Raw genomic sequence first — 13184 nt, 5'->3', positions numbered from 1 at the left:
TATGAAAGCATTTGGCTTTAAAAAATATTATCCAATTAGTGATGAAAGGAGCTTTATAGAGTTCGAAGCTCCAACTCCAAAATTAAGAGATGAAGATGTTCTTGTTGAAGTCTTAGGGATAGCTTTAAATCCAGTTGATATAGCTACTAGAAAACAAGTTACAAAAGAGTTAATTGAACCTATGATTGTTGGCTATGATGGATATGGAAAGATAGTTGACAAAGCTAATTCTAAATTTGAGAATGGCGATTTAGTATTTTTCGCGGGAGACCATACTCGTTTTGGTAGTTATGCGGAATTAATTGCAGTAGATCAAAGAACTATAGCTCTTGCACCTAATAAAATTAGCTTAGAAGAAGCTGTGGCAATGCCTTTAACAAGTCTTACTGCGTACGAATCATTAGTTGATAAACTCAATATTGACTTCAGTGATAATAATCAAAATAAATCTATTTTGATTATTAATGGTTCAGGAGGTGTAGGATCTGTAGCTACTCAATTAGCTAAAATAGCGGGTCTTAAAGTTATAGCAACTGCTTCTCCTAATAACCAAGAATGGGTTAAAAACCTTGGAGCTGATATTGTTATTGATCATCATGAAAATATTGTAGAACAGTTGAAAAAACAAGATATTGAAGAAATTGACTATATTCTTGTATATTCTGCGGTTGATCCACACTGGAAAGAAATTACTAGCTTAATAAAACCTTTTGGAAAAATTGTAACCATTACAAGTACTACATCGAATATGAATGATCTGAAATCTAAATCAGTTAGTTTTGAATGGGAATATATGTTTACAAAGACAATATACCAAACAGAATCAATTGACACTCAAGGACAATATTTAGCCAAGATAGCTAAGTGGTTAAATGAAGGGAAATTAAAGTCTACAGTTAAAAAAGTTTACAATGGATTAAATTTGAGAAATATTAAAGATGCTACAAAATTATTAGAAGATGGGCATATGGTGGGTAAAATTGTTATAAAAAAATAGTCGCAAACTGCGACTATTTTTTTATATTAAATTATAATGTTTTAAACCGTTAACAATACCATGATTTGTATTTTTCGTGGTGATATACTCTCCATATTGAAATATATCTTTGCGTGCATTCCCCATTACTACTGAGTGATCTACGTAGTTAAGCATTTCAATGTCATTTGGACCATCACCAAAAGCATAAGTTGGAACATTTGTAAGATTTAAATTTTTTAATAAATTAATGATTCCATTTTTCTTTGACTCTTCTTTCATGACACAATCAATTGAAAAAGTTCCAGTTTTATAAAATTTTAATGAGCTAGAAAATTTCACATTATATTCATTTTCTTTGTCTATACTATAGATAACCATCATGTTGATATCATTATCTTGATAAAAAGTAGAATCTACTTCAGGAATTGGTTCTGCAATAAATTTATGAGTTTGAATAATTGCATTTGTATCAAGATTGGTTCGACGAATTGTTTGGTTGTTATACATTGCAACGGCTTCCTCGAAAGAATCAGCCATTTCTATGACGTTTTTGCATAAATCAGTTGGAATTATTCTTTGATAAATAATTTCGCTATTATTTTTGACTAGACTTCCATTTAAAGTAATGACTGTATCAATATTGGTCATTTCTTGAGTGTGAATTATTTCATGTGGAGATCTACCAGTACAAATAACTGGCAATATATTGTTCTTTTTTAGTTTTTCAGTAGCTTCAGCTACTTCAGGTTCAATTTTTGATTTGTCGTTTAATAAAGTACCGTCTAAATCAAAAAAAACAACGCCTTTAATGTTTGATGTGTTCATATTTGCTCCTTTACTTTATATTGAGAAGTTTTATATATTGAATATAATTTAAGGATAGCAGATTAATGTTAAAATAGAGATATTAGGAGTGTTTTTATGAAAATATTAATGATAGAAGATAATAAATCAGTTTCTGAAATGATGAATATGTTTTTTCAAAAAGAAGGCTGGGAAGTAAGTTTTGCCTATGACGGAAAAGATGCACTTAAAATATTTAATGATGATAAAGACGCATGGGATTTAATCACATTAGATCTAAATTTACCTGAGATAGACGGTATGGAAGTTGCAAAAGAAATAAGAAAAGTTTCTGATTCTGTTCCGATAATAATGTTAACAGCCAGAGATACCGAAAGTGATCAAGTCTTAGGTTTAGAACTTGGAGCGGATGATTATGTCACAAAGCCTTTTAGTCCAATTACATTAATCGCTAGAATTAAGGCACTTCACAGAAGAAGCGAATTAGTAAATACAAAAAATGAGTCTAGTTCTGCTGAAACAGATAGTGAAGAAGAAATTAATGATATTGATACAGGTATATTTAAACTTAACAGTAAAACAAGAGAAGCATCTATTGAAGGGAAAGATATTCCTGACCTAACTCCAAAAGAATTTGACTTATTAAAAACACTAGCAAGCAAACCAAGACAAGTGTTTTCAAGAGAACAATTATTAGAACAAATTTGGGGATATGATTTTTTTGGAGATGAAAGAACAGTTGATGCACATATAAAAAAATTACGTCAAAAAATTGAAAAAGTTGGTCCTCAAGTAATAAGTACTGTTTGGGGAGTAGGGTATAAATTTGATGATACGGATGTATAAATAATATGAAGTTAATTTATCAACAAATGTTGAGTTTTTTTGTAGTTATTTTTACTACATTATGTATTCTTGCATTCTCTATTCAAAAAAATAATGAACGACTAGAGTATGAGCAAACATGGACAAAGCTTGAAAGTTATGGAAACAGTTTGGGGAATTTGGCGTTAAGAATGGATCCTCAAACTCATGAAATAAAGAATATAACAAGTGGGTTTATTGACGATCTTGAAAATGTAATGCAAGATCAATCTGTTCAATTTGCTGTTTTTAATGCTGATAATGATCAAACTTATCCTAAAAATAATTCTAACATTCATTTGAAACCAAAAATATGGAATCAAATTAAAAAGGGAAAGGTAGTTAAAGAAGAAACCAATATTGGTTTAGGATCTCCTAAATTTAATAGTAAAAGTGGAGAAATGACATTTGTTATTGTCCCTTGGTTTATGAATAAACAATTGGTTGGGGCTGTATGGGTTGGTTCAAGGGTATCTGATTTAAAAAATAATTTACAAGATATGAGACAAAACCTCTATACGGCAATAGCAATTGCACTAATTATATCTATAATGTTGAGTTATGTTTTAGCTAGATATCATGTTTCACGAATTAATAGATTAAGAGAAGCTACTAATAAAGTTGCTTCAAATAATTTTGATGTACAAATAAAGACAAGAAATCGTGATGAAATTGATGATTTGGCTAAAGACTTCAATAGTATGGTTAAATCATTGAAAGAATCTAATGATGAGATTAAAAGACAAGAACAAAGACGAAAAGAATTTATGGCTAATGCTTCTCATGAAATGAAAACGCCACTTACTACCATTAATGGTATATTAGAAGGATTACAATATGATGCTATTCCTGAAGAGTCAAAGGATCAAAGTATTCAATTAATGAGAAATGAAACTAATAGGCTTATTAGATTGGTTTCTGAAAATCTTGATTACGAAAAAATTAGAACTAATCAGATAACTTTGACTAAAACGACATTTGATGCAATTGAGCCATTAAAAAATATAATTTCTCAACTAAATAAAAAAGCAAAGGAATCAAATGATAAAATAATTTTTATTTCAGAAGAAACAAAGGTTCCTGTCTTTGCTGACTATGATAGATTTGTACAAATATTTTTTAATATATTACAAAATGCAATTCAATTCACTGATAATGGAAATATAAAAATTGTTGCTACTAAAACAAGTAGGGGTGTAATGATATCTGTTTCCGATACAGGAATAGGATTAACTAAAGAGCAAATTAAGAATATATGGGATAGATACTATAAAGTTGATCCATCTCGCAAGGCTACCAAGGGAGAATCTGGACTTGGACTTTCAATAGTTCACCAACTTGTTGAGATGCATAAAGGAAAGATTGAAGTAGAAAGCGAAGTTGGAAAAGGTACGTCATTTATAGTTAAGTTTTATGATAAAAAATATTTAAATAAAAAATAAAGAGACTCTAATGAGTCTCTTTATTTTTGCTGGAAAATGTATCAATTGTCATTCTATCCCCATTTATTTCAGGTGCATCAGTAATGTAATCGTTTGTTGTTGACTGATTTTTATTCTTAGAATAAACGCTAGTAGATTTAACTCCCAATTGATTTCTAATTTTTTCTATTTGTTGCATTTGGTTGAAATAATCATATTGAGTAGGATCAACTGGTGTAAATCCAATTGGAGTATAAAATCTTAGAAGATTCATATTGTTAACTTTATCTGATAAAGATAGGGATTCGTTTCTATCGTTTTGAATTTTTGTGATTTCTTTTAATAATTTTTTATTTGGGTTATTTATCAATAGTCCATTCTTACTATTATAAATATCTGTTTTGCCATCTTTATTATGAATAATAGTGTAATTTTTGTTTACAATATTTTTGTTCCTAAAAATCACATTACCATTATGTTGATTTGATAGTAGATCGGTACCAAATTGAATATATCCTTTTGTAGGTATACCAGCTAGATGTAGGATTGTTGGCAATGCATCAATTTCGCCACCATATTGATTTTGTATTCCGCCCTTTAAGCCCTTCATATTAATCATGAAAGGAACCCTTTGAAGTTGAGCATTGTCAAAATTATTCCAAGTTGAGGGTTCTTTTCCTAAAAGGGATGAAAGAGATTTGTTATCTGAGTCAGATAATCCATAATGATCTCCGTATAATACAATCATTGAATTATCATATATTCCTGATTTTTTCAAATAATCAAAGAATTCTTTAATTGAACTATCAAGATAATGAGCAGTTGCAAAATAATTATTCACAATTTGACTATCCGTCTGGGGTCGTATGAAACCACTATTATCTTCTTCATCAAGTGGAAATGCGTAATGATTTGTTACAGTGATAAATTTAGTATAAAAAGGTTGTTGTAGCTGCTCTAAATATTTAGCACTTTGCGACAACAAAAGTTTATCCTTTAATCCATATTCAGTACTTGAATTATTCATAGAAGTATCATAATAGCTTTGATCAAAAAAATAATTGTAACCAAAGTTTTTATAAACACTATTTCTGCTCCAAAAACTAGCAACGTTACCATGAAATACAGCTGATGTATATCCTTTTTGTTGATTTAAAATGGCTGGGGCTGCTTGGAATGTGTTGTCAGGGCCTAGTTTAGTAAAAACAGATCCTTCAGGAAGTCCATATAAACTGTTTTCCATCATGGTTTCAGCATCACTTGTTTTACCCTGACCAACTTGATGAAAGAAATTTTTAAAGGCTAAAGTATTATTGTCGTGATATAAAGAATTTAAAAATGGTGTAACTTCTTGGTTATTAACTTTGAAGTCTATTAAAAATTGCTGAAAACTTTCCAAATGGATAACAATAATATTTTTTCCGTTAGCTGCTCCGTAATAATTAATGTTTGGTTCGGCGTAATGTTTATCAACATAATTTAAAACCGGAGTTATATCTGTTCCGTCAGCTGTTGATCTAACGGCATCATTTTGAGCAGTTTTTAAAGTGTCATAGACTAAAAATGAATTAAGACCAAGATATTTAACAATATAAGATCTATCAAATGTCCTACCCAATAATTGTGGTCTGTTTGTTTCAGCGAGTGCTAAGTTAAAACAAAATAATGCAATAGAAAAAATAGTAGTCGCAATGGCAGTAATTCTTTTTACAGGTCTTGAATCAAGTTTAATAATTCCTCTTATAAGTAGAAAAATTATGATAATTAAATCTATCCAATAAATTATGTCATGATACTGCATTAGATTGAAAGTGCTTGAACCGAGTCCTTTTGAAACTTTTCCTGCAGAAGCAATTGTATTAAAAGAAAGAAAGTCAGTAAATTGACGATAATAAATTATGTTTCCGTATAAAATAAGTGTTTCTACAAAATATATAATTAAAGTCAAAATATAAGAAATTTTTTCTTTTTTAATATACAGACCAATACTAAGTAACAAAATGCTTGTAGCAAAAGGATTAATAATTGCTATTAAATGTTGTAGCGGATCTGCTATTCCTAAATTAAATTCAAAATAGTATGCAAAGATAGTTTTAAGCGCAATTAAAATAGTTAAAAGTGAGATAAATCCAAAACGGGTAGTCAATAATTTTTCTTTTTTATTCATTAAGTTATTTCCTTAATTCTTTAATTACTTCAATAAAATTGATAGTATGATTACAGATATTAGTTAATTAGAAAGAATGTATTTATGATATTTTTAAATCCATTATACCAACAAATTGAATATTTATATGCTAATAAATTTAATCATTTTCCTTTGATAAGATTGTCCATCTTAAGTTTAGATAAAACAATCTTTTATTTAATTATTTATATTATTTTACGTATTTTGTATCTCAAAAATAAAAAAAAGAAAGTTACTTTTATTTCAGAACTAAAAAAATTTTTCTTTATGGCATACATTCTACTATTATTTTTTTTGACGGTATTTCGAGCCCAGTATTTTCCTTGGGAAATTCATTTTATTTTAAACAGACCTCTTTCTAGTATTAATTTTGTTCCACTAGTTCAAACGTTTAAATTAGCAAGCGGTGCTTCGATAATTGATTTTCTTTATAATTTTTATGGCAATATTTTATGGTTTATTCCCTTAGGAATTTTTGTACCTTCATTAAGGAAAAAGAATACTAGTTTATTACAAATGACTTTAATTGGTGCAACATTATCAGTAACAATAGAAGCATTACAATTTCTATTAATGTCTGGTATTAGTGATATTGATGATGTTATTTTTAATGTTTTGGGTGTAATCATTGGATATTGTTTATACCAAATAGGAAAATCGTTTAAAAAAATATTTTAATAATAGAATTTTACTGTCAAATGGACTAAAATTATAATTGATTTATGTAAAAGAAAGGGACAATTATGACACATATTAAATTTGATGATTCAAAGTTATCACCATTCATTAATGATAATGAATTAGAAGAAATGCAAGCTATGGTAAATGCTGCTGATGAACAACTACGCCAAGGAACTGGAGCAGGTAGTGATTTTCGTGGTTTTATAGATTTACCAGTTGATTATGATAAAGACGAATTTGCACGCATCAAAGAAGCCGCTAAAAAAATTCAAAATGATTCAGAAGTATTTATAGGAATTGGAATTGGTGGTTCATATCTAGGTGCAAGAGCTGCTATTGACTTTTTAAGCTCAAGTTTTTATAACGTGCATAACGAAAAAAATGTTCCGGAAGTTTATTTTGCAGGAAACTCAATCTCACCTAATTATTTAGCTGATTTAATGGAAGTCATTGGAGACCGTGACTTTAGCATTAATGTTATTTCAAAATCTGGTACAACAACTGAACCTTCAATTGCTTTTCGCATATTAAAAGCAAAATTAATTGAAAAGTATGGTGAAAAAGAAGCTATTAAACGTATTTATGCCACTACTGATCGTGCTAAAGGAGCACTAAAACAAGAATCTGACGCACAAGGTTATGAAGAGTTTGTTGTTCCTGACGATATTGGTGGACGTTTCTCTGTTCTTTCTGCCGTAGGATTGTTACCAATTGCTGTTGCTGGTATTGATATCGATAAATTAATGGAAGGTGCTGCAGCTGCTAGAGAAGATTACAAAGAAAAAGACTTAAATAAAAATGAAGCTTATCGTTATGCTGCAACTAGAAATATTTTATATCGTAAAGGATATACAACTGAGCTATTAGAAAACTATGAACCAAATTTACAATATTTTGGTGAATGGTGGAAACAACTTATGGGTGAGTCTGAAGGAAAAGACCAAAAAGGAATTTATCCATCAAGTGCAAACTTTTCAACTGATTTACACTCTTTAGGACAGTATATTCAAGAAGGTCGTCGTAACTTGATGGAAACAGTTGTTATGATTGATAAGCCAAGACACGATCTTGAAATTCCTAAGTATGATGAGGATCTTGACGGATTAGGCTACTTAGAAGGAAAGACAATGGACTTTGCTAACAAACGCGCTTATGAAGGTGTTGTATTAGCACATACTGATGGTGGTGTTCCTGTAATGTCAGTTCATGTTCCTGAACAAGATGCATTTACTTTGGGATATTTGATATATTTCTTTGAAATTGCTGTTGGAGTTTCTGGATATCTAAATGGAATTAATCCATTTAACCAACCTGGTGTTGAAGCATATAAGAAAAATATGTTCGCTCTTCTTGGTAAACCAGGATTTGAAGAACTAGGTAAAGAGTTAAACAAACGCCTATAAGACAAAGATTTAAGCTGAATTATAAATAAGAATTAAAGCATTTAAATATTAAAAAAGACTGAAATGGTTCCGATAATGGTTCCGTTTCAGTCTTTTTTTTGTTTTTCATTAACAAAATGTTCATAAATTGATGATGCTCTTTTGACAGTCACTTCTGTTGGCTTTGCATATATTTGTGTAGACTTAATAGAAGTATGTCCTAATTGTGCTTGTATGTCTTCCAGTGGAATTCCAGCCTCACGCATTATAATAGCGTGTGAATGTCTCAATCCATGAATTGTTATTTTGGGTAACTCAGCATTTTTGGTAATTCTTGTGAATGCTCCATCTACAGCTCTTGAACGAAGTACATTGCCTTTGTTTCTTTTATAAAAAGAATATCTAAAAATAAAATCATCAATTGTTAAATCGTTATCAGCATTATTTATGGATACAATATCTCTTATACTTTCGGTGTAATCTTTGAATAGCTTTAAATTTGAACTTAATCGCTCAGTCATAAAAATTTTATGTGTTGAACCAATCGACTTTGTAGTATCTAAAACTATTGATCCAACATTTTCTCCAACTTCGCTTCTATAAAGTCTATTCCTTCGAATGAATATTGTATTATTTTTAAAATTGATGTCCTTCCAACATAGAGCCATAGCTTCGCCTTTTCTAATTCCTAATTCAATCAGGGTTAAGAAAAATAAATACCAAACTTTATCCGCTTCATATTCAGCATATTTTAGGAATATTTCCAGCTGTTCAATATTCCAATGATTCTGTTCTATTTTTGCTTCTTCTTTTGGAAATTCAACATTTAAAGTAGGATTGTAAGGTATTAGCCCGAGTTTCTTAGCTTTAGAAAAAGCGTTAGATAGAGTTAAGTTAATCAAAGATACTGTATTTCTTTTTAGTGGCTGTTGATCTTTCCCTCCATGATCTAGTAATTCATTGATGAAGTCCTGATGCATTTTGAAAGAATAATCAGCCATCTTATATTTACCAATTTTAGGAATTAAGTAATGCTCAACTTGATACCTATAGGCAATCATGGAACCTTCTTTTACATTTACCTTATATTCACTAATCCATTTATTTAAATATTCTGCAATGGTCATATTTCCTTTATAATCAGTGGTTATTTTATTGTCCATTACATCTCGTTCAATCTTGTTAGCATATTTCTTAGCTGATCGTTCGGTATCAAATCCACGCTTATGGATTTTTTTCTCTTTACCGGACCCATCTACGCCAATGTAACAAAAGACTTCATATTTAGTTAATCCGGATTTTAGCTTATATGGGACTATCCTTGCCATTGTTTTTTATTCCTTTCGGATGTAAATATCGTATTTACGAACTTATGTTCTTTTTTGACTTAAAATAAAAAGCCATAAGACTTAATTAATTTTAATTCTGCAATTTTAGTTCACTTTAATTCTTCGTAGTTGCAACTTTATATATCATCCAAATAACAATACAGATGAAAAATAAAGAATAAGTAGAGAAAAAAAATCTAAAAAAATAATTAGAAATTTTGTCGTTGTCTATATTATCATTTAGTTTAGAATTTTTAATTTTAATTGGATAGAAAGAAGCAGCTTTAGTTTTTGGAACTTCAAAAAGATAGCTTTCATTAACAAGATCAACTATTTTTATTAAACTTTTGTCTTCAGTTAAAGCAACTGAAAAATTATTATCTTCCTGTCTCTTTAATAGTTCTCCAATAATTCTATTTTTTGAATAAACAAAAGTGATATTTCCTGGTTTTTTATTAAATGATTTTATAGTGAGAAAAATACAAAATAATGCCCCTATGCTAAATAAGGAAATTAGTATTGTTGCAGGAATAATTTTTTTAAAGTTGTTCCAAAATGTTATTACGTATTCAAAAGATATAAAAAGTGAAACTAGAGAAAAGATAATTATTATAACTGCATTATATGAAATTTTTGAGTAAATTTTAGTCTTTGTACTTAATATATTTTTTTCAATAGAAGTATACGATAAATATATAATGTAGAAGTATATTATCGATCCTATCAGACCGATGGATGTAATAATTGCCATAATAATATTAACCATATATAAGGAGTTCCTTTCTTTATTTTTTTATTCCCCAGCCAGGAGTCAAACCCAGCCAAGCTATCATAGTGGGGTAGACAAGTAATTGTTACTTCATACTTGTTTGTGTTTTTCCAGATACCGCTCCATTTTCAATAGTTACATTAAAATTAGCACCGATATCACCTTTTATATCAGATGTATATTCTAATATCTTAGATGTTTGTCCAGAAATTGAAGTCTCTGAGTATCCATTTGGTTTGCCAATCTTTTTCGTTAAATCTGCTTCAGACATTCCATTTTCAATAGAATTAAAAGTATCCAAGTCTATTTTTTTACTTCTAGAAACTTTTAAACCAGAAATAGCTTTAGATACAGCATGTTCATTAGAAAATCCAATAATTACGCTTGATCCCATTTCTCCGCCGTCAACTTTGTCCCAGGTCAAATCTTCTGCTTTAATACCGCCGACAGTATTGTCAGAAGTGGAATTAGCTTTACCTAATTTTGCTATTAAATCACTTTTAGCAGTTCCATCAGTTTCACTTAATTTAACCGCATCATAATCAGCTTTATTCATACCGTCACTTTTTGCATTATGCTTTTTTGCTGAAGTATTACTTGAACTACTGTTCGAATTATTACTATTTGATTTTTTTCCACCCATTGATGAAGCAACAATAATAATTACAATAATTGCTAAAATCCAAAACCAAACTCTTTTATAAAATGGTTTCTTTTGTACATAAGTTTTGCCATTTTCATCTTTAATTTTTTTAGCCACGAATAATTCCTCCAATAAATTCATCTTTTATAGTCTTAAGTGTTTGGACTTATAGTTAATTCTTTTTTATTTTATTTATATTAATAGTATTAGTTAAATCAAAATAATAATCTTTATATTTAAAATTTAAACCAAGTTTATTTCTATAATAATCAATGGCGTTTAATATTTTATCTTCATTTATATTTAAGTGATCTGCAAGTTCAAATAATTTTGTATCACCATCTTCGTAACATTCAATTAAATCATCCAGAGTGACTAGATACGTTACAGCAGTCCGACGAGCTTGTAATTCTTGTTTTCTACTTATGGAATCATTTTTATTAACTATGTTTCCAACGGTAGTAGCATAATGAGCAACTTCTTCTGCTAATAATTCATTTTGAGTTTTCTTGCTTACTCTAGAATCAATAAATATCTCATTATCGTTATTATATCCAGGTAATCCTTCTGGCATCTTAATAAATTCAAATTTTAAAGAAGGGTACATATTTGAAAGCCTTTTTATTATATCCATTTAAGAATCAGTCCTTTTTATCTCTGTTTTTAACAAATTCAATAAAATTAGCTATTTCTTTCTTTTGATCATCGTTTAAATTATCGTCCATGTGAGCTGCAGACGTCCCTCTATTAAAATCATCTTCATTTTTAAATTGAGATTTCCCAAGCAAATAATCTGTAGATACATTGTACAAGTCAGAAAATTGACTAAGCTCGTCACTTTTAACATCTCTTTTTCCACTCTCTATTTTTGAAATAATGGAATTCTCAAGATGTAATCTTTTAGCAACCTCTGACTGGCTATAATTATGATCTTCTCTAAGATTGATTAATCTTCTAATTAAGTTATTATTCGCCAACAGTGTGCTCCTTTCTATGCGCTATTCGCATATAATGTTATCATCTTTGCGATAAAAGATACGATGTTGTGCTAAAAAAGCAAAATAATTGTTGACAATGCTAAAATCGCATATTATAGTATGTATATCGAATGCGATAATCGCATTTAAGAAAGAGGTGATATTTTGCAGTACGAAGTAGATTTGAATTTCTTAAGGAAACGAAGAAAAGAGCTTGGATTATCTAGTATAGATATGTCAAAAGCTTTGAAATTGAAGTCTCCAGACAAGTATTTAAGAAGGGAATCGGGAGTATATAGATTTCAATCAAATGAAATTCCCACACTTGCTTATAAGTTAGAAATTCCCATAGAAAAAATTTTTAAAAAGAATAATGCTAAAATCGCAAATTAGGAGGGAACATGGAAAAAGATATTGATGTAGCTCAGCAAAAAGCAAACAAGTTAGTTGAAACTTTAAAAAAAGCCAACTCATTGGCAGATGAATTGGCCCATAAAGAAATTAATAATAAGCAACTACAAATTTCTAAAGTTGGTGCTGCTCAAGTAATCAAAATAGATTTATAACAAATTACTTAATAATTTAACGATAAATACACCTACAGAAATTCCAAGCTCTGAGTGTTTTTCAAATAAGGATTTGAATTTTGATAAAAAGCCTGCAGACATAGGAATATTTGAGTCTTTAGTTATATCAAGCAATGATATTAGTTCCTCTTTCTGTTTATCAGAAACATCAGAATAAGAATCTAAAAGGTTTTTAATATCTTTTAAGTCATTAACAGAATTGTTAAATACGTTGTTGTTATTGTCACCGATAGAAGCTATGCCGTTAACCGTACCAATGGTAATAGGAGATTTAGGATTGTTTTGCTTGCTAAACTCAGTATCATATTTTACTTCAAATCCAGCATTTGGTTCTCCTGGATAAGGTATTGGATTAACTTCATTGACAAAGTATTTTTTATTTAATTCGTCAACGAGAATATCTCCCTCCATTACTTCGTAACTTGGAGTAACTTGTAGACCGTGATTACCCGTAAAGAATGCTTTTATAGTATCGACCTTAGAATCATTTCTAAACACATCAAAATCTTTACTAGATTCTTCCATAAAGCTTTTCATTTGTTCGAGATCCATATTCATATT

General features: G+C 29.4%; 15 protein-coding genes. 7 read left to right on the top strand and 8 right to left on the bottom strand.

Features of this window, described 5'->3' with window-relative positions; translation table 11 throughout:
* Position 1 precedes the first annotated feature (1 nt).
* Positions 2 to 997, top strand: a complete 996-nt coding sequence (locus ACUV9F_RS05870) for a zinc-binding alcohol dehydrogenase family protein (RefSeq protein WP_446183349.1) — start codon at positions 2 to 4, stop codon at positions 995 to 997.
* Between the two features lie 21 nt (positions 998 to 1018).
* Here the strand turns inward: ACUV9F_RS05870 and ACUV9F_RS05865 are convergent, their stop codons facing one another.
* On the bottom strand, positions 1019 to 1804 hold the full coding sequence (locus ACUV9F_RS05865; RefSeq protein WP_446183348.1) for a Cof-type HAD-IIB family hydrolase: 786 nt from the start codon (positions 1802 to 1804) through the stop codon (positions 1019 to 1021).
* 96 nt (positions 1805 to 1900) lie between these two features.
* Here ACUV9F_RS05865 and ACUV9F_RS05860 point away from each other — a divergent pair, with 96 nt between their 5' ends.
* Both ACUV9F_RS05860 and ACUV9F_RS05855 read left to right on the top strand, forming a co-directional pair.
* Complete coding sequence (locus ACUV9F_RS05860; RefSeq protein ID WP_446183347.1) at positions 1901 to 2629, top strand: winged helix-turn-helix domain-containing protein; 729 nt, start codon at positions 1901 to 1903, stop codon at positions 2627 to 2629.
* A gap of 5 nt (positions 2630 to 2634) precedes the next feature.
* Positions 2635 to 4089 (top strand): ATP-binding protein, encoded by a 1455-nt coding sequence (locus ACUV9F_RS05855; protein WP_446183346.1) that lies wholly within the window; start codon positions 2635 to 2637, stop codon positions 4087 to 4089.
* Between the two features lie 7 nt (positions 4090 to 4096).
* Here ACUV9F_RS05855 and ACUV9F_RS05850 read toward each other — a convergent pair whose 3' ends face one another.
* The gene (locus tag ACUV9F_RS05850) at positions 4097 to 6235 is read right to left on the bottom strand and encodes an LTA synthase family protein (RefSeq protein ID WP_446183345.1); all 2139 of its coding nucleotides are present in this window, start codon (positions 6233 to 6235) and stop codon (positions 4097 to 4099) included.
* Between the two features lie 84 nt (positions 6236 to 6319).
* Between ACUV9F_RS05850 and ACUV9F_RS05845 the strand changes: the two genes are divergently transcribed.
* Positions 6320 to 6934, top strand: coding sequence for a VanZ family protein (locus ACUV9F_RS05845; RefSeq protein WP_446183344.1), 615 nt, complete (start codon positions 6320 to 6322; stop codon positions 6932 to 6934).
* A gap of 65 nt (positions 6935 to 6999) precedes the next feature.
* A complete protein-coding gene (locus ACUV9F_RS05840) occupies positions 7000 to 8340 on the top strand; it encodes a glucose-6-phosphate isomerase (RefSeq protein ID WP_446183343.1) in 1341 nt (446 codons plus the stop codon).
* 86 nt (positions 8341 to 8426) lie between these two features.
* On the opposite strand, the gene ACUV9F_RS05835 is transcribed toward ACUV9F_RS05840, so the two are convergent.
* The 5 genes from ACUV9F_RS05835 to ACUV9F_RS05815 all read right to left on the bottom strand — a co-directional run bounded on the left by ACUV9F_RS05835 (position 8427) and on the right by ACUV9F_RS05815 (position 12036).
* Positions 8427 to 9647 carry a site-specific integrase gene (locus ACUV9F_RS05835; protein WP_446183342.1) on the bottom strand — a complete coding sequence of 407 codons (1221 nt, stop codon included), beginning with the start codon at positions 9645 to 9647 and terminating at the stop codon, positions 8427 to 8429.
* 115 nt (positions 9648 to 9762) lie between these two features.
* Positions 9763 to 10413: a hypothetical protein gene (locus ACUV9F_RS05830; protein WP_446183341.1), complete on the bottom strand. Its 651-nt coding sequence runs from the start codon at positions 10411 to 10413 to the stop codon at positions 9763 to 9765.
* A gap of 88 nt (positions 10414 to 10501) precedes the next feature.
* Positions 10502 to 11176: a DUF3862 domain-containing protein gene (locus tag ACUV9F_RS05825; RefSeq protein WP_446183340.1), complete on the bottom strand. Its 675-nt coding sequence runs from the start codon at positions 11174 to 11176 to the stop codon at positions 10502 to 10504.
* A 55-nt stretch (positions 11177 to 11231) separates the two neighbouring features.
* Positions 11232 to 11693, bottom strand: a complete 462-nt coding sequence (locus tag ACUV9F_RS05820) for an ImmA/IrrE family metallo-endopeptidase (RefSeq protein WP_446183339.1) — start codon at positions 11691 to 11693, stop codon at positions 11232 to 11234.
* Between the two features lie 7 nt (positions 11694 to 11700).
* Positions 11701 to 12036, bottom strand: coding sequence for a helix-turn-helix domain-containing protein (locus ACUV9F_RS05815; protein WP_446183338.1), 336 nt, complete (start codon positions 12034 to 12036; stop codon positions 11701 to 11703).
* Positions 12037 to 12201: 165 nt separating this feature from the next.
* Here ACUV9F_RS05815 and ACUV9F_RS05810 point away from each other — a divergent pair, with 165 nt between their 5' ends.
* Together ACUV9F_RS05810 and ACUV9F_RS05805 are read left to right on the top strand one after the other, a co-directional pair.
* Positions 12202 to 12429, top strand: coding sequence for an XRE family transcriptional regulator (locus ACUV9F_RS05810; protein WP_446183337.1), 228 nt, complete (start codon positions 12202 to 12204; stop codon positions 12427 to 12429).
* Between the two features lie 8 nt (positions 12430 to 12437).
* Positions 12438 to 12602 (top strand): hypothetical protein, encoded by a 165-nt coding sequence (locus ACUV9F_RS05805; protein ID WP_446183336.1) that lies wholly within the window; start codon positions 12438 to 12440, stop codon positions 12600 to 12602.
* Here ACUV9F_RS05805 and ACUV9F_RS05800 read toward each other — a convergent pair.
* Positions 12597 to 13181 carry a hypothetical protein gene (locus tag ACUV9F_RS05800; protein WP_446183335.1) on the bottom strand — a complete coding sequence of 195 codons (585 nt, stop codon included), beginning with the start codon at positions 13179 to 13181 and terminating at the stop codon, positions 12597 to 12599. The two genes, ACUV9F_RS05805 and ACUV9F_RS05800, sit on opposite strands and share 6 nt — an antisense overlap.
* Positions 13182 to 13184: the final 3 nt, after the last annotated feature.

This window comes from Daquilactobacillus linshuiensis, from assembly GCF_052828685.1.
The sequence above is the reverse complement of the archived record's forward strand: the minus strand, read 5'-3'. Positions and strand labels throughout refer to the sequence as shown.